The sequence below is a fragment of the Streptomyces sp. NPDC091412 genome, from assembly GCF_044756885.1.
Lineage (GTDB): Bacteria > Actinomycetota > Actinomycetes > Streptomycetales > Streptomycetaceae > Streptomyces.
Map to the genome: position 1 here is coordinate 1 of NZ_JBIVTV010000008.1, position 17,089 is coordinate 17,089.

The window sequence follows — 17,089 nt, forward strand, 5'->3', positions numbered from 1 at the left end:
ACTTTGCCCGTAACTCGGCAACGGGCGGACGCAGAGTCATGCTCCACCCTCCCACCAACGCCGCCTGGGCAAGCAGTAATTGAAATACAAGCCCCGGCGGTGCCGGAGTACTGCCGCTGCACTCCGGCCGAGCGCACCCCCTTCTTCAGGAAGCCGGTGTCGTCCACGATCAGGACGGCGTCCCGGTCACCGAGGTTGTCGACCACGTACTGACGCACGTCGTTGAGGACCTCATCGGCGTCCCAGTCGACTCGGTTCAGCATCCGGTGGATGCGGTCCGGGCCTGCGTGGCCGGCCTCCTCGGCCAAGGTCCAGCCGTTCTTGCGCTGCAGCGGAGAGATGTCTGACCGTGATTGGTCAGACACCTCTTCCTTGGATGCCCGGCCTGGTGCGAGCCCTCTACTGCTGGAGTACTGCCTTCATGACGCTGCGGGCGATGGGAGCGCCGAGTCGGCCGCCGGAGATGTCCTGGCGGGAGATGTCCATGTCGGTGGGGTCGATGAACACGGCGACGGCGACCGAGGCGCCGTCGGGCTTTTTGCCGTAGGAGACGAACCAGCCGTAGGGCACTTCATCGGCGACGTTCACGCCTCGCTGCGCGGTGCCGGTCTTGCCGCCGACAACGATGCCGTCGATCAGCGCGCGCTGGGCGCTGCCTTCTTTGGCAGTGTGCTCCATCATCTGCTGCACCTTCTGCGCGGTGGCGGCGGAGACGGCCTGGCTCATGACGGCCGGCTCAGTCTTTTCCAGGGTGCTCAGGTCCGGCCCGCGGATCTCGTCGATGATGTAGGGCTGCATGAGTTTGCCGTCGTTGGCCAGTGCCGCGGTGACCATGGCCATCTGCATGGGGGTGCTGGTGAGGCTGCCTTGACCCATGCCGGTCAGAGCGGTTCCTGGCTTGTCCAGGTCCTGAGGATAGACGCTCTTCGTGGCGCGCAGGTCTCCGAAGTCCGGCGAGTAGACGTCCTCATTGAACCCGAATTTCTCCGCCGTCTCACGCATCCGGTCCTGCCCCAGTTTGGCGGCGGCGTCGAGGAAGACGTTGTTGCAGGAGTACTGCATGGCGGTCTTCATGGAAGCCTTGTTGCAGACCGCGTCGCCGGCCTCGCTGCCGATCCGGTTCGTCGACTGGGGCAGCTTGTAGGGGGATTCCGCCTCGCTCGGGGCTTCGATGTCCGTGACCACGCCGTGTTCCAGGGCCGCGGCAGCCGTGAGGATCTTGAACGTGGATCCGGGCGGGTACGTCTCTCGCAGTGGCCGGTTCGCCATCGGCTTGCGCTTGTCCTTGTCCAGGGCCACGAACCTATCGGACTCCTTGAAGGTGTTGCCCGCGAACACCGACGGATCGTAGGACGGCGCCGACGCCAGGGCCAGCACCTTCCCGGTCTTCGGATCCAGAGCGACCACAGCCCCCCGTGCACCCTTCAGACCGGTCAGCCCCTCATAGGCCGCCTTCTGCGCCCGCGGGTCGATCGTGGTGACCACGGCCCCTGTGCCACGGCCCTTGCCCGACGCCACGTCCAAGAAGTGCTGGAACGCCAGACGGTCGTCCTTGCCTGACAGGATCCCGTCATACGTCTTCTCCAGCAGCGACATGCCCTGCGCCTGCGACGCGAAGCCGGTCACCGGCGCGTACATCGGCCCATTGACGTAGGTGCGCTTGTACTTGAGTTCCCTGCCCGCGACCGCCTCGGACCCGGTCACCGCCTTGCCACCGACGATGATGTCACCCCGCGGAGAGGCGAACCGCTCGATCAGCACGCGGCGATTATTCGTGTCCGACGCCAACTCCTCAGCGTGCACGTATTGCAGCCAGTTCGCCCGTATCAGCAAGGCAAGCATCAGCAGGCCACAGAAGACAGCAACCGCCCGCAAAGGCCGGTTCATGGCCGACCTCCAGATGCGAGCCCGGGCATCGTGGCCGTGGTCAACTGGGCAGGTCGCAGGCGAAGCCTGACGGATATGAGGGTAGGTAGCGCCATGGGAGCACCATAGCCCCATAGTTCGCACGTGAGTTCGGGCTCCCCTGTCGCTTACCGCGGATCGCCGACCAGGGCTGATGTACACAACGTGCCGTACCTCGGCTACCAGGGACTTCATCACGTTGCCGGACCAACTGGCAAACTACTGGGACAGGTTGGAAAAGGCTCACTGGCTTATGATGTCGAAACCCCCAGACATCCGCTGACACCCTCCGACAGGAGTCGGGATGGCCACATGCGAGTTGCTCGCGAGCGAACGGTCCCGGATCGGCGTCACCGTGGACATGGCCCTGGCATCGCCGTGTCTCATGTGCGGCGGCATGTGGGACGCAGGGAGCGGGATCACTCGGCAGCATGCGGTCCCCGCCCGGCGACAGAGCGGTGGGTGCTGCCTCGTGCGTGGTTCTGGGGCCTGCACGGCCTGTCGGGGCGGGGCGGTTGGCGCTCGTCGGCGGTCAGAGCGGCGGGCGCTCATTGACGGGCGGTCCCTGAGCGCGGCCGGCCGGGGTGAATTCCGGGGCCGCTACCGCTCCAGCTGCGCCCTCATCCACTCCTCCACTTCGCCCACGTGCGCGGCCGCGGCCGCCCGCGCGGCCTCCGGATCCCGGGCGGTCAGTGCCCGGAAGATCGCAGCGTGTTCGCGGCGGGTTCGAGAGAAGGCCCCCTCCTCCTGGTAGCCGCGCCAGACACGGGCGCGGAAGGTGCGCGAGGACAGGCCGTCCAGGATCGCGGCCATCGTCTCGTTGCCCGCGGCCACCGCGATCTCCCGGTGGAAGGCGAGGTCGTGGGCCAGGATCTCCTCCGGATCGTCCGTGGTGTTCATCGCCGTCAGGTGTTTCTCCACCTCGGCGAGCTGGTCCGGGGTGATCCGGGCCGCCGCCAGCGCGGTCGCCGTCGACTCCAGGATGCGGCGCACCTCGAGCAGTTCCACCAGGCGCGGGCCTCGGGAGAGGTCGGCGACCACGCCGAACGTCTCCAGCAGGTCACCGGCCTCCAGCCGGGTGACGTAGATGCCCGAGCCGTGCCGGGCCTCCAGCACGCCGAGCACGGTCAGCGCGCGGATCGCCTCACGCATCGAACTGCGGGAGATGCCCAGCTGGGCCGCGAGGTCCCGCTCGGTGGGCAGGCGCTGCCCGGGCTCGAGCAGGCCCTCGGCGATCATCGCCTTGATCCGCTCAATGGCGCGCTGCGTCACCGTGCCCTTCTGCGGAGGGGTCGCGGCGGTCTCCGGTTCCGTCTCCTCCGTAGCGGTTTCGTCCACGCCACTCCTCCTGTCACCGTGCGCCGTAGTCTAGCCATCGATGTGGTCCGACCACTACGGCCGGAACGCGGGAAATCTTGCCGCAGAAGGGTGTTGTGGACGCCAAGTGGTCTGATAAGTATGCGGCCAACTGCTCGATTTCGCTCGATGAGGAGCCGACAGATGGCCGGCAGCACAGCGCGGAACGGACGGCAAGGCAGGCGGCGGCAAGGCAGGCGATTCTCCTCGTGGACGGTGCGCGCGACGGCCGCGGCCGTCTGCGGCACCCTGGCGCTCACGGCATGCGGCAGCACCAAGGACAGCGGCGCGGCGGGCACCAAGGGGGACGGCAGCGGCAAGGTCGGGGTGATCCTTCCCCTGCTGACCTCGCCTTTCTGGCAGTCGTACAACGACTACGTGCCGAAGATGGCCACGTCCCAGGGCGTCGACGCACTGAAGACGGTCAACTCCAACAGTGACCCCTCGCAGCAGATCACCGACATCAACAACGAGCTCAACCAGGGTGTAGAGGGCCTCGTGGTCGCCCCGCTGGACAGCGCCGCCATCCAGGCCGGACTCGACCAGGCCGAGCGCAAGGGCGTCCCCGTGGTCGCGGTGGACGTGGCACCCGACAAGGGCAAGGTCGCCATGGTCGTGCGGGCCGACAACGTCGCCTACGGCGAGAAGGCCTGCCAGTACCTGGGCGCGCACATCAGCTCGGGCAAGGTCGTGCAGATCATGGGCGACCTCGCCTCGGTCAACGGCCGCGACCGCTCGGAGGCGTTCCGCTCCTGCGTGCGGAAGAACTTCCCCAAGTTGAAGGTGCTGGAGATCCCCGCCAAGTGGGAGTCCGACACCGCCGCCTCCAAGCTCGACACGCTCCTGAACGCCAACCCCGACATCAAGGGCATCTACATGCAGGCGGGCGGTGTCTACCTCGCGCCCACCCTGCAAACCCTGAAGTCGAAGAAGATGCTGAAGAAAGCGGGCACGGCCGGGCACATCGTCATCGTCTCCAACGACGGCATTCCGCAGGAGTACGAGGCCATCCGCAAGGGCGAGATCGACGCCACCGTCTCACAGCCCGCCGACGACTACGCCAAGTACGGCATGTACTACATCAAGGCGGCGATGCAGGGCAGGACGTTCAAGCCGGGCCCCACCGACCACGGTTCCACGATCGTCAAGCTGCCCAGCGGCATCCTCGAGGACCAGTTGCCCGCGCCACTGGTCACCAAGGACAACGTCGACGACCCCAACCTCTGGGGCAACACGGTCCGATGAGCAGCCCCGACACCACCCCGCTGATTCAGGCGCGGGGCATCGTCAAGCGCTACGGACCCACCGTCGCCCTCGCCGACGGCCGGCTCACCGTCCTGCCCGGCGAATCCCACGCCCTCGTCGGCCGCAACGGCGCCGGCAAGTCCACCCTCGTCGCCGTGCTCACCGGCCTCCAGGCGCCCGACGAGGGCGAGGTCCGTTTCGACGGCGAGCCCGCGCCCGCGCTCACCGATCGCGACGCCTGGCGCCGCAAGGTCGCCTGTGTGTACCAGAAACCGACCGTCATTCCCGAACTGACGGTCGCGGAGAACCTGTTCATCAACCGCCAGCCCACGGGCCGCGGACGCCTCATCAGCTGGCGCCGGCTGCGGAAGCAGGCCGCCGACCTCCTCGACACCTGGGACGTGCACGTCGACCCGGAGGCCCGTACCTGCGAACTCAGGGTCGAAGACCGGCAGGTGGTCGAGATCGCGCGGGCGCTGAGCTTCGGCGCGCGGTTCATCGTCCTCGACGAGCCCACCGCCCAACTCGACAACCGCGAGATCGAGCGGCTGTTCACGCGGATGCGCGCCCTGCAGGCCTCCGGCGTCACCTTCCTTTTCATCTCACACCACCTCCAGGAGGTGTACGAGGTCTGCCAGACCGTCACCGTGCTGCGCGACGCCCGCTGGATCACGACCGCGCCGGTCGCCGACCTGTCGCGCGCGGCCCTGGTGGAGGCGATGGCGGGAGAGCCGGTCGCGGAGCACGAGCGCGGGTACGTACGCGAAGCGGACGCCGTCGGCACTCCCGTGGTGCTCGACGCGCGCGGGCTCACCTCCGAGGCGTACGCGGACGTCGACCTCACCGTCCGCGGTGGCGAGGTCGTCGGACTCGCCGGTTCCAGCGGCAGCGGCAAGGTCGAGCTGGCCGAGACCTTCGCCGGACTGCACACCCCGACCGGCGGGGCAGCTGAACTCGACGGCAGGGAACTCCCGTTCGGCGATGTGCGGGCCGCGCTCAGGGCGGGCGTCGGCTGTGTGCCCCGCGACCGGCACGAACAGGGTCTGGTGGCCGGCATGACGGTCGGCGACAACGCCACCATGAGTGTGCTGGACCGGCTCGGCCGCTTCGGTTTCGTCTCCACCGACACCAAACGCGGTGTCGCCGGCGAGCTGATCGAGCGCCTCGGCATCCACACCGAGGGCCCCGAACAGCCCGTGGCGGACCTGTCCGGCGGCAACGCGCAGAAAGTCGTCATGGCCCGCGCCCTCGCCTCCGACCCGCACCTGCTCGTGCTCATCAACCCCACCGCCGGCGTCGACGTGAAGTCCAAGGAGTCACTGCTGGCGCGGATGGACAACGCCCGCGAGGACGGCACCGCCGTCCTCGTCGTCTCCGACGAACTCGACGACCTGCGCCGCTGCGACCGCGTCCTCGTCCTCTTCCACGGCCACGTCGTCGCCGAGCACCCGGCGGGCTGGCGCGACCACGAGCTGATCGCCTCCATCGAAGGAGTGGACCATGGCTGACACCAAGGCGGCTCTGCCGCTCGCGCCGCCACGCGCCGCCACACGATCGGCCAGAACGGTCCTGCTGCGCCGGGCCCGCGAACTCGCCCTGTTGCCCGCACTGTTGCTGTTGATGGTGCTCGGCACGGTCGTCAACGACTCGTTCCTCACCGAGCGCAACCTGATCTCGATCCTCGGCGCCTCCGCCGCCCTCGCCATGGTCGTGCTCGCCGAGTCGCTGGTGCTGATCACCGGCAAGTTCGACCTGTCCCTGGAGTCGGTCGTCGGTATCGCGCCGGCCGTGGGCGCCCTCCTCGTGCTGTCCTCGGACCAGTCCGGATGGGGCGTGAAGTTCCCGGCGCCGCTCGCCCTGCTCGCGATCCTGGTGGTGGGCGCGGTCGTCGGCCTCTTCAACGGCGTCCTCGTCGTCAGGTTCAAACTCAACGCCTTCATCGTGACCCTGGCGATGCTGATCGTGCTGCGGGGTCTGCTGGTCGGTGCCACCAAGGGCAAGACGCTGTTCGGCATGCCCGACAGCTTCTATTCCCTGGCCACCACCACCTTCCTGGCCATCCCGTTGTCGGTGTGGCTGGCGGCCGTCGCCTTCTCGGTCGCCGGGCTGTTGCTGAAGTACCACCGCATCGGACGGGCTCTGTACGCCATCGGCGGCAACACGGAGGCGGCCCGCGCGGCCGGCATCCGCGTCGAGCGGGTCATGCTCGGCGTGTTCGTCGTCGCGGGCGTCCTGGCCTCGGCCGGCGGGATCATGCAGACCGGCTACGTCGGCGCGATCAGCGCCAACCAGGGCCAGAACATGATCTTCACGGTGTTCGCGGCGGCGGTGATCGGCGGTATCAGCCTGGATGGCGGCAAGGGCACCATGTTCGGCGCCCTGACGGGGGTACTTCTGCTCGGCGTCGTGCAGAACCTGCTCACCCTCGCCCAGGTGCCGTCGTTCTGGATCCAGGCCATCTACGGCGGAATCATCCTGGTCGCGCTCATGATCGCCCGTGTGACGACGGGCCGTGCCCAGGACTGACCCGCCGGTTCTCCCGTCACCGACCGAAAGGCCATCCGTGTCTGCGACGCCCGCCCGCATCATCGCGGTCGACACCCATGACATCCGCTTCCCCACCTCGCGCGAGCTCGACGGCTCCGACGCCATGAACCCGGACCCCGACTACTCGGCGGCCTATGTCGTGCTGCGCACGGATGAGGACGGCGGAGCGGAGGGACACGGCTTCACCTTCACCATCGGACGGGGCAACGACGTCCAGGTCGCCGCGATCCACGCGCTGCGCCACCACGTGGTCGGACGCCTGGTCGACGAGGTGTGCGGCGACCCCGGCTCGCTCTTCCGGGACCTGATCGGCGACAGTCAACTGCGCTGGCTGGGACCGGAGAAGGGCGTGATGCACATGGCGATCGGCGCGGTCGTCAACGCCGTGTGGGACCTCGCCGCCAAGCGCGCGCAGCGGCCCCTGTGGCGGCTGCTCGCCGAGGCCGACCCCGAGTGGCTGGTGAGCCAGATCGACTTCCGCTACATCACGGACGCGCTCACCCCCGAGGAGGCGCTCCGGATCCTGCGCCGTGGCCGGGAGGGCGCGAAGGAGCGCACGACGCGCCTGCTCCAGCGTGGCTACCCCGCCTACACGACCTCGGCGGGCTGGCTCGGCTACGACGACGACAAGCTCAGCCGGCTCGCCGCCCAGGCCGTTGCCGACGGATTCACTCAGATCAAGCTGAAGGTCGGTGCGGACCTCGACGACGACGTGCGCCGCTGCCGGGTGGCCCGCACGGTGGTCGGGCCGGACATCCGCATCGCCATCGACGCCAACCAGCGCTGGGGCGTGGCCGAGGCGATCCGCTGGACCCGGGCGCTCGCCGCGTTCGACCCGTACTGGATCGAGGAACCCACCAGCCCCGACGACATCCTCGCCCACGCGGCGGTCCGCAAGGCCGTGGCCCCCGTGAAGGTCGCCACCGGCGAGCACGTGCACAACCGCATCGTCTTCAAGCAGATGCTCCAGGCAGGCGCCCTCGACGTGCTCCAGATCGACGCGGCCCGCGTCGCCGGCGTCAACGAGAACCTCGCGATCCTGCTGCTGGCCGCCAAGTACGGAGTACCCGTCTGCCCGCACGCGGGCGGGGTCGGCCTGTGCGAACTCGTGCAGCACCTGGCGATGTTCGACTACGTCGCGGTCTCCGGCACCACCGAGGACCGGGTCATCGAGTACGTCGACCACCTCCACGAGCACTTCCTGAACCCGGTGGTGATCCAGGACGGTCACTACGCGGCCCCCACCGCCCCGGGCTTCTCGGCCGCCATGCGGGCGGAGTCCATCGCGCGGTACACCTTTCCCGGCGGCACCTTCTGGGCCGCCGACCCCGACCTGCAGAAGGGACATGCGGCATGAGCGACTTCCAGGGACTCACGGCGCTGGTGACGGGAGGCGCCTCCGGTATCGGCAGGGCGAGTGCCGAACTCCTCGCCGAGCGGGGCGCGCAGGTCGCCGTCCTGGACCTGGACCCGTCGTCCGTGGTGAAGCCGCTGCTCGCCTTCCGGGCCGACGTCACCGACGACACCTCGGTGCGCAGGGCCGTCGAGCAGGCCGCCGAAGCCCTCGGGGGACTCGACGTCCTGGTGAACAACGCCGGCATCGGCGCCCAGGGCACCGTCGAGGACAACGACGACGAGGAGTGGCGCCGCGTCTTCGACGTCAACGTCCTCGGCATGGTCCGCACCGCCCGCGCCGCCCTGCCGCACCTGCGCGCCTCCTCGCACGCGGCGATCGTCAACACCTGTTCGATCGCGGCCACCGCCGGCCTGCCCCAGCGCGCCCTGTACAGCGCCACCAAGGGCGCCGTGTACTCCCTCACCCTCGCCATGGCCGCCGACCACGTCCGCGAGGGCATCCGCGTCAACTGCGTCAATCCCGGCACGGTGGACACACCGTGGGTCGGCCGCCTGCTGGACGCCGCCCCCGACCCGGCCGCCGAACGCGCCGCACTTCAGGCCCGGCAGCCCACCGGTCGGCTCGTCACCGCCGCCGAAGTCGCCGGCGCCATCGCCTATTTGGCCGGTCCCCTGTCCGGCGCCACGACCGGTACCGCACTCGCCGTCGACGGCGGCATGCAGGGCCTGCGGCTACGCCCGGCGGGCCGGTGACCACCCTTGGCCGCAGCGGCGTCGAGGGCAGCCGGCCGAGCTTCGGCGCCACCGGGATCGTCGACCTCAACCGGCACGTTGGCGACGAGGAGGCGCACGAGCCGGTGGGCCGCCGCCTGCAGCCCGCCGACCGTACGGGCGACGACCTGGCCAACCGCTTCGCGGTACCCGGCATGCAGGGCCGTGTGCGGGACTTCAGCGCCGACGGCATCCGCCGCGGCCTGGAGGCGAGCATGGACCGCCTCGGCCTGGACCACCTCGACGTCTGCCTCCACGATCCCGACGACCACGCCGGGCAGGCCTTCCGCGAGGGCTGTCCGGCGCTGGCGGAGTTCCGTTCCGAAGGCGTGGTCGAGGCGACAGGCGCCGGCACGAACCAGTCCGCGATGCTCACCCGCTTCGTCCGCGACACCGACGTCGACGTGGTGCTGTACGCCGACCGCTACACCCTCCTCGACCAGAGCGCCCTCGCCGACCTGTTCCCGGCCGCCATCGAGCGCGGCACGTCGGTCGTCATCGGCGGCGGCGTCAACTCCGATCTCCCGGCGGACCCGACGCCGACGTCGACGTACGGTGTCGGCGCGGCCGCCGAAATCCGCGACTGCGCAGAGCAGTTCGCGATCCACGTTCCCGCCGCCTTCTGGCGGGGACTGCGCGAGACGGGTCTGCTGCCCACGGAGGAGTCGTCATGAGAGTCGCCCTGCACACCAAGGTCCGGCCCGACCGGATCGCCGACTACGAGGCCGCGCACCGGGAGGTCCCGGCCGAGCTGACCGCCGCCATCCGCGTCGCCGGGGCCACCTCCTGGACGATCTGGCGCAGCGGCACCGACCTCTTCCACCTGTTGGAGTGCGAGGACTACCCCCGCCTCCTCGCCCAACTGGAGCGACTGCCGGTCAACGTCGCCTGGCAGGCCCGTATGACCGAGCTGCTCGACGTCGTGCACGACTACTCCCGCGGGGGCGCCGACGCGGGGCTGCCCGTCGTGTGGGAGCTGCCGTGACCGTGGACGCCCACCATCACGTCTGGGACCTGTCGATCCGCGACCAGGACTGGATCACGGGCCCCCGACTCCGGCCGATCAGAAGAAACTTCACCGTGGACGACCTGGAACCCAGTGCCGCGGCGGCCGGAGTGGCCCGCACGGTGCTCGTCCAGACGGTCACCGTGCTGGAGGAGACCCCCGAACTGCTGGCTCTGGCCGCCGGGCACGATCTGATCGCCGGTGTCGTCGGCTGGACCGACCTCACCCGCCCCGACGTCGCCGACGAACTCGCCCGCCTGCGCGCACTCCCCGGCGGCCGCTTCCTGAAGGGCATCCGCCACCAGGTGCAGGGCGAGCCCGACCCGGAATGGCTGCTGCGGGCCGACGTACGGCGGGGCCTGGCCGCCGTGGCCGACGCGGGCCTCGCCTACGACCTGGTCGTCCTGCCCCACCAGCTGCCGGCCTGCGTGGAGGCGGCCGCGATCCTCCCGGGACTCACCTTCGTCCTCGACCACCTGGGCAAGCCACCCATCGTCTCCGGAGAACTGAAGCCCTGGGCGAGCGCCGTACGTGCGCTCGCCGGGCGACCCAACACCGTCTGCAAGCTGTCGGGCATGGTCACGGAGGCCGACCTCACCTCCTGGATGCCGGCCGACCTGCGCCCCTACGCGGACGTGGTGCTGGAGGCCTTCGGCCCGGACCGCCTGATGTACGGCTCGGACTGGCCGGTGTGCACCCTCGCGGCCCCCTACGAGGAAGTCCTGACCACGGCCCGGGACCTGACCTCCGCGCTCACCGAGCACGAACGCACCGCGGTGTTCGAGGGGACGGCCACGCGCGTCTACGGGCTGGCTCAGTCGAGCTCGTAGTCGAACTAGATCCGGTGCGTGCCGTTCGGCGTCGATCGTCAGACCCTCGCTGCCGGTGATCCCGGCCGGCTCGCCGCTGCCGCTGGCGGGCGACGACGGTGGAGAACTCGGCCACGCGGTCGGTACCGGGAGTGCGCATCCGATCGCGCCAGCCGGTTGGGGCCGACCAGGCAGGAGTCTGCTCCCCGCCGCCCACCACGTGGCAGGTGGGACGGCGGCCCTTGCCCAGGGCGCTGCGTGCAAGGGCCGCCCGAGCCTTGCGGTCCTGTCACAGCGCAAGGCAATACGACGCTAAAACGCCGGCACCCGACCGCGCCCGCCCAGCGCATCGGCCGGGTGAATGCGAATGAGCCTGAGCACGGCTTCGAGAGACAGGGCTGAGAGTCTCCTCGAACCTGCGGTTGGGTTGAGCGGCCCCGACCATGACCCCGACCACGGCAGGTCAGCACGCCGCGGCGGCACGAGCCGGGTCCGGCGGCACAAGCAGTAAGGACGTGGATCCGTCAAGCCCGGCTCCACGTCCCCATCGACCAGGTCCAGATGTCAACCAGTCGAGATACTGGGAGGGCTCATCGACTGGACACACGCCTGCGTTCGAAGTCGGTAGCTCAAGAGCACTGAGGAGGCCCGGACGCGGGCGCACTCCTGCGCCACGAACCCCCGCCGTCCCCACCGAGCAGCATGAGGCCGACCGGGTGACGATGGACGTGTACGGACGTCACCACGCTGCTCCCAGGAGGAGGTAGGTGTCATGACATCTCCTTCCGATTCACCGGGCCCCGTTGCCTCGCGCGGCACCGAGCCACAAGAGAGCCCCCTGGCCGAAGGCATGGCTGCCCTGGCGAACAAGGGCTGGCAGATCCTGCTCACCATGGGCCTCGCCAGCATCGCCCTGGGCGTCATCGCCTTGGTCTGGCCAGGCGCGACACTGCGGGTCGTCGGCCTGCTCTTCGGCATCTACCTGCTGGTCACCGGTGTCTTCGCGCTGGCCGGCGCCTTCGGCACGCACGTGCCCCGGCATCTTCGCGTACTGCATTTCATCACCGGTGCGGCCTCCATCCTGCTGGGGCTGATCTGCTTCCGGGGCACCCTGGAGTCGATCCTGCTGCTCGCCCTGTGGATCGGCTTCAGCTGGCTGCTGCGCGGCACCACTGAGACGGCTGCGGCGGCCTCCGCTCACGAGATGCCGGCGCGCGGCTGGCACGTGGCCTTCGGCATCATCGGGGCTCTGGCAGGTGTCGTGATGATCATCATGCCGTTCGCCTCGATCGCGACACTGACCCTGGTCGTGGGCGTCATGGCCATAGTCCTGGGCCTGACCGAGGTGATCCGCGCCATCAGGACGCGCGTCGAGATCGGCCATCTCGCTGCGGGCACGGCCCCCACTCAGCGGCGGCCCCTGTTCCACGCCCGCCCGCACCCGCAGCACTGACCGGCGGAGCCGGATCGGGCGGCTGAGGGGAGCGGCGGGCCACACCTTGTCCGTCCCCTCCCCCACTCACTCTCTGTTTCTCCTGTTGCACCCAATGTGCGAGGTGCGACTCCGTACACGGATGGCACGGCGCTGACCGCGCCGGCTGCTTGGGCGGCGGTCTCCGCATTCGGCCTGCGCGGCGCCAGGCCCGCCGGCGGCCAACGGAAGGGCGCGGCGCCCGTGGCCGGCGACGAGGTCAGCGACAGCGTTCCGGGGTGAGTCCGACGGCGCCCGCCATGCCTGCCTTTCAGCCCGCCGAGGCGCATCCGCCGGCCGGGCGCCTTGGCGGGCTGGTGGCTGGGCACCACGTCGGGACGATCTCCAGGCCACGGACGTGGTCTACGCGGCGGGGCAGCGTCGACCGCGGCTCTTCGTCGGTCAGCGGGTCTCCATGACGACCTTCTCGATCACCACGTCCTGGACCGGACGGTCGTTGCGGGGGTTGGTCTCCGTCGTGGCGATGGTGTCGACGACACGTTGGCTGGCCTCGTCGGCGACCTCGCCGAAGATGGTGTGCTTGCCGGTAAGCCAGGTGGTCGGCCCGACGGTGATGAAGAACTGGGAGCCGTTGGTGCCCGGTCCGCTGTTGGCCATGGCGAGCAGGTAGGGCTTGGTGAACGCCAGGTCCGGGTGGAACTCGTCCGCGAACTTGTACCCGGGGCCGCCGGTGCCGTTGCCCAGAGGGTCACCGCCCTGGATCATGAAACCCTCGATGACCCGGTGGAAGACCGTGCCGTCGTACAGCGGTTCCGTGCTCGGCTGACCCGTGTTGGGATCGACCCACTGCCGGACGCCCGTGGCGAGCTCCACAAAGTTCCGGACGGTCTTGGGCGCGTGATTCGGCAGCAGCCGGACCACGATGTCGCCCCTGTTGGTCTTCAGCGTCGCGTACAGATCTTCCGCCGCCATCACAATCCTTCGCTACATCCGACTGGTCCGGCCAGTGTCCTGGCCGGACGGAGGACACCGAAGCGACGCCACGGCATGTCACCCGCATGGGTGACACCGAGCGAACGAGCAACCACCCCGGGGCAGCGCGCGGGCACCCGACCCGGATCACCGAGGACGACATGACGCAGAGCAGCGTCCGTGTCCGACCAAGCAAGTGAACGCGGTGCACAGCCCGGGAGTCGGCCCGGCACGGCGAAGCTGGATCCCCGATACCGCAGCCTTCAAACGGCGCGCTAGACGGGAATCGCCCCCTTCACGGAGACGAGGACGTCAAAGCTGCGTCGCCACTGTCAGTCCCTCCAGGACCGCTTCCTCCACGGTGCGGGGGGTGACACAGTCCCCGGCGGCAAAGACACGGTCGGCCGGGACGCCGAGGCCGACGGGGTCGAACTCGTTGACCGGGTCGTGACCCTGTGCGAGGACGGTGCCTGCGACCCCTTCGAGCAGCACCGGCTCCTCGGTGAGGGTGTGCTGGAGGTACACGGTGTCGCTGTCGGCGCCGTAGAGCCGCACGTTGGGCAGGATCTCTATCCGTGCCCGTGCCGCCTGGGCCAACATGGCGGCTCGTACGTACTGCTGCAGGTGCTCGCCGGCCGCGAAGCCCGTGACACACAGCGTCACCTTCCGCCGCTGGCTTGCGAGTTGAAGAGCGACGCCCAGGCCGATCCAGTCGCCGCGCCAGTCCGCCACCACGATCCGTCCGCGCGGTACATCGCCGCCACGGATCACCGACCATGCATCGAGGACCACGGGATCGTCGATCAGCTCCAGCCGTGGGTGGCGAGGCCGTGCGCCGGTCGCGAGCACCACGGCGTCCGGCGCCGCGGCGGCAAGGGCTGGGCCGTCCATTCCTGAGCCCACGAGGATGCGGGCTCCCGCTCGTCGCGCCTCGCCCTCGAGATTGGTGACCGCGCCGCCGAACTCGGCACGTCCGGGCAGCAGTTGAGCAAGGAGCACCTGACCGCCGACGCGTCGTCCTGCCTCGTGCAGTTCCACCTCGTGGCCGCGTTCCGCGGCCACGGCCGCGGCCTTCAGGCCGGCGGGTCCACCGCCGATCACCAGCACCTTCTTGCGCCGTGTGATCGTCGGCAGTACTCCGAAGCGGCGCTCGCGGCCGGTCTCCGGGTGCTGGATGCAGGAGATCGGATAGCCGAGCTGGAAGTGGCCGATGCAGGCCTGGTTGCAGCCGATGCAGGCGCGGATCTCCTCGGCGCGGTCGTCCGCAGCCTTGGACGGCAGGTCCGGGTCGCAGATCAGGGCCCTGGTCATCGCGCACATGTCCGCCTGACCGCCTGCGACGATCTGCTCTGCTTCCTGCGGCTGGTTGATCCGCCCGGCCACCATCACGGGGACACCGACGACGGCGCGCACCTCGGCGGCGAGCGGCGCGGTGTAGCCGGCGGGCTGGAACATGGGCGGGGCGATGTGCTGGGCCCCGGACAGGCTGGACGAGCTACCCGCACACACCGAGATGTAGTCGACGAGTCCCTCGGCGTCGAGTTCGGTGACGGACTGAAGCACCAGCTCGCTGCTGAGGCCGTCGTGGCTCAGTTCGTCGCCGGAGATGCGCAGGCCGACCACGAAGTCGTCTGCTGCCTCCTCCCGCGCGCTGCGCAGCGCCGCGCGCAGGAAGCGGATCCGGCCCTGCCGGTCGCCGCCCCAGCCGTCGTTGCGGGTGTTCACCTCGGGGTTGAGGAACTGCGCCGGCAGGTAGCCGTGGCTGGCGACGATCTCTACGCCGTCGAGCCCGGCCTGACGCAGTCGGCGGGCTGCCTGGCCGTAGCCGTCGAGGACTTCGCGGATCTCGGCCTCGGTCATGGCGCGCGGCATGACATGGAAGCGCTCGCTCGGTGTTGCGGAGGGCGCCCAGGCGACCGGTGCGCTGCCGTCCTTGGACTCCAGGATCTCCCGGCCGGGATGGAAGAGCTGGCCGAAGACTTTCGCTCCGTTCCGGTGCACCGCCTGCGCGAGCCTGGCATAGCCGGGGACACACTCGTCGTCAGTGGCCATGAGCACGTGAGTGGTGTAGCGGGCGGACTCGTGCACGCCCGAGACCTGGAGCACGATCAGGCCGACGCCGCCTTTCGCGCGGGCTTCGTGGTAGGCGATCAGTTCCTCGGTGACCTCGCCGTCCCTGACCAGCACCGTGTCGTGGCCCGAGGACAGGATCCGGTTGCGCACTGTCACCTGCCCTATCCGCAGCGGGCTGAACAGGTGCGGGAACCTCACTCCCATGGAATGTCCTCTCCGAAGCCTAGGCGCATACGCCGAGCAGCACGCGCGCGGTGCCGAGCATCAGCTCGGCGTAACGTTCAGCGGTGAGCCCGGATCCGGACGCCACTGCCATTTCGCAGCCGTCGACCAGGGCCACCAGCGACCCGATGGCCAGGTCGGCCGGGACGACCGGATCGAACTCCTTGCTCTGCAGGCCCTGGTGGACAATCTCGCGGACCAGCGCCTGCCACTCGGCATGGACCCGGTGCACACCTTCGCGCAGTTCCTCACGACGGGAGGCGCTCGCACAGAACTCGGTCCAAGTGGCGCAGCGCCGGGTGAGGGTGGGATCGGTGGTGAGTGCCGTGACCAGCAGTTCGAAGCGGCGCCAGGCACTGGCCGCGTCGGCGGCCGCCGCCCGCCAGCGTTCGATCAGATCGTCGATCGACCAGGCGAAGGCTTCACGGAAGAGCGCGTCACGGGTCTCGAAGTAGTGCTGCAGCGCACCGATGGACACACCGGACGTCGTGGCGACGTCACGCAACCGGCCTGCGTCAAAGCCCCGTTCAGCCAGCACCTCGGCCGCCGCCCGCAGAATGCGCTCCCTCTGCTCGTCCATTCTCACTCCCGCCGCTTCAAGCTCTCGCCGCCCCGTCTCGCGCTCAATAATAACGCATTATTGTGACGGGCAACACAATGCCACCCCTCCCCGATACCCGGCGGGCTCTTCCCGGCGTCACCCTGCTGCATCAGCGTGCCGACATCCACGCTACGAAGGTCTGCTCCACCCAGGACGAGTGCGAGCGGTCACGCCCCGCACGTTGCGCAGCGCACGCATGCAGTTGGCCCGGGGTCACAAGCCGCACGTGGTGAGGGAATTTGAGTTGAGGCCCTGACATGGGCAAGCGAGCCTCGTCCAGGCTGTCGATGTGTCACCGCCGCCCGGGCACGGACTCGTCAGCTGGGTGGCGGTGCGACCTGCGCCGATACCGCGGCTGGACGGATCGCACGAGCACGCCCCGACCAGGTGAGGGGGCGTCATAGGGGCCCGGCCTTGGGGCTCTCACTCTCTTGACCACGGGACGGTCGCCCGGTCCACAATCGGACGGCGGCCAAATTGGGCACAAGACCCCGGCAGGGCGGGGTTGCCGTGATCCAGTGCGCGCCCCGCCCGTCCCGGGATCTGACGAGTCGTCCGGGGCGGCATTTCCAGGCGACCCGCTGCCGCATGGGTGAGCAGGCGTCAGAGATCACCTTGAAGGCCTAACGCCTCATCAATCTGCCCGCAATTATCACAAGATTGACGTGCCGTCAGCATTCTGCGAGCCGGGCCTGGAGGTGCTCTGGGTACCCCGTTCGGCTCCCCCACACCAGCCCTTCCGATGTGCCCGAAATGACAGCTTTGGGGGTGGTCATTACGTTCATCACACGTCG

Annotated in this window: 14 protein-coding genes and 1 pseudogene; 9 read left to right on the forward strand and 6 right to left on the reverse strand. The window is 69.3% G+C overall.

Going from position 1 to position 17,089, the window contains the following annotated elements:
- Positions 1-92 precede the first annotated feature (92 nt).
- The 3 genes and pseudogenes from ACIQMV_RS20730 to ACIQMV_RS20740 form a co-directional block, all read right to left on the reverse strand.
- Positions 93-350 (reverse strand): annotated as a pseudogene (locus tag ACIQMV_RS20730) (transposase); the annotation flags it as partial.
- A gap of 49 nt (positions 351-399) precedes the next feature.
- Positions 400-1,887, reverse strand: a complete 1,488-nt coding sequence (locus ACIQMV_RS20735) for a penicillin-binding protein 2 (protein ID WP_141365305.1) — start codon at positions 1,885-1,887, stop codon at positions 400-402.
- Between the two features lie 618 nt (positions 1,888-2,505).
- A complete protein-coding gene (locus tag ACIQMV_RS20740) occupies positions 2,506-3,243 on the reverse strand; it encodes a FadR/GntR family transcriptional regulator (RefSeq protein ID WP_402594498.1) in 738 nt (245 codons plus the stop codon).
- A gap of 162 nt (positions 3,244-3,405) precedes the next feature.
- Here ACIQMV_RS20740 and ACIQMV_RS20745 point away from each other — a divergent pair, with 162 nt between their 5' ends.
- The 9 genes from ACIQMV_RS20745 (at position 3,406) to ACIQMV_RS20785 (ending at position 12,448) form a co-directional block, all read left to right on the forward strand.
- Complete coding sequence (locus tag ACIQMV_RS20745; protein ID WP_402594500.1) at positions 3,406-4,506, forward strand: sugar ABC transporter substrate-binding protein; 1,101 nt, start codon at positions 3,406-3,408, stop codon at positions 4,504-4,506.
- Entirely contained in the window at positions 4,503-6,014 is a 1,512-nt protein-coding gene (locus ACIQMV_RS20750) for a sugar ABC transporter ATP-binding protein (protein WP_402594501.1), read from the forward strand. Before ACIQMV_RS20745 ends, ACIQMV_RS20750 begins: the two co-directional genes overlap by 4 nt.
- A complete protein-coding gene (locus ACIQMV_RS20755) occupies positions 6,007-7,032 on the forward strand; it encodes an ABC transporter permease (protein ID WP_402594503.1) in 1,026 nt (341 codons plus the stop codon). The genes ACIQMV_RS20750 and ACIQMV_RS20755 overlap by 8 nt, the downstream gene beginning before the upstream one ends.
- Before the next feature lie 37 nt (positions 7,033-7,069).
- Positions 7,070-8,410 (forward strand): L-fuconate dehydratase, encoded by a 1,341-nt coding sequence (locus tag ACIQMV_RS20760; RefSeq protein ID WP_402594505.1) that lies wholly within the window; start codon positions 7,070-7,072, stop codon positions 8,408-8,410.
- Positions 8,407-9,162, forward strand: a complete 756-nt coding sequence (locus ACIQMV_RS20765; RefSeq protein ID WP_402594507.1) for an SDR family NAD(P)-dependent oxidoreductase — start codon at positions 8,407-8,409, stop codon at positions 9,160-9,162. Before ACIQMV_RS20760 ends, ACIQMV_RS20765 begins: the two co-directional genes overlap by 4 nt.
- Positions 9,159-9,854, forward strand: coding sequence for an aldo/keto reductase (locus ACIQMV_RS20770; protein ID WP_402594509.1), 696 nt, complete (start codon positions 9,159-9,161; stop codon positions 9,852-9,854). Before ACIQMV_RS20765 ends, ACIQMV_RS20770 begins: the two co-directional genes overlap by 4 nt.
- The gene (locus ACIQMV_RS20775; protein WP_402594510.1) at positions 9,851-10,165 is read left to right on the forward strand and encodes an L-rhamnose mutarotase; all 315 of its coding nucleotides are present in this window, start codon (positions 9,851-9,853) and stop codon (positions 10,163-10,165) included. The genes ACIQMV_RS20770 and ACIQMV_RS20775 overlap by 4 nt, the downstream gene beginning before the upstream one ends.
- Positions 10,162-11,016 carry an amidohydrolase family protein gene (locus ACIQMV_RS20780; protein ID WP_402594512.1) on the forward strand — a complete coding sequence of 285 codons (855 nt, stop codon included), beginning with the start codon at positions 10,162-10,164 and terminating at the stop codon, positions 11,014-11,016. The genes ACIQMV_RS20775 and ACIQMV_RS20780 overlap by 4 nt, the downstream gene beginning before the upstream one ends.
- A gap of 751 nt (positions 11,017-11,767) precedes the next feature.
- The gene (locus ACIQMV_RS20785; RefSeq protein WP_402594514.1) at positions 11,768-12,448 is read left to right on the forward strand and encodes an HdeD family acid-resistance protein; all 681 of its coding nucleotides are present in this window, start codon (positions 11,768-11,770) and stop codon (positions 12,446-12,448) included.
- Positions 12,449-12,868: 420 nt separating this feature from the next.
- Here ACIQMV_RS20785 and ACIQMV_RS20790 read toward each other — a convergent pair whose 3' ends face one another.
- The 3 genes from ACIQMV_RS20790 to ACIQMV_RS20800 all read right to left on the reverse strand — a co-directional run bounded on the left by ACIQMV_RS20790 (position 12,869) and on the right by ACIQMV_RS20800 (position 16,274).
- Entirely contained in the window at positions 12,869-13,399 is a 531-nt protein-coding gene (locus tag ACIQMV_RS20790) for a peptidylprolyl isomerase (RefSeq protein WP_402594516.1), read from the reverse strand.
- A gap of 312 nt (positions 13,400-13,711) precedes the next feature.
- Positions 13,712-15,676: an FAD-dependent oxidoreductase gene (locus tag ACIQMV_RS20795; protein ID WP_402594517.1), complete on the reverse strand. Its 1,965-nt coding sequence runs from the start codon at positions 15,674-15,676 to the stop codon at positions 13,712-13,714.
- Positions 15,677-15,695: 19 nt separating this feature from the next.
- Complete coding sequence (locus ACIQMV_RS20800) at positions 15,696-16,274, reverse strand: TetR/AcrR family transcriptional regulator (RefSeq protein ID WP_401781645.1); 579 nt, start codon at positions 16,272-16,274, stop codon at positions 15,696-15,698.
- Positions 16,275-17,089 lie beyond the last annotated feature (815 nt).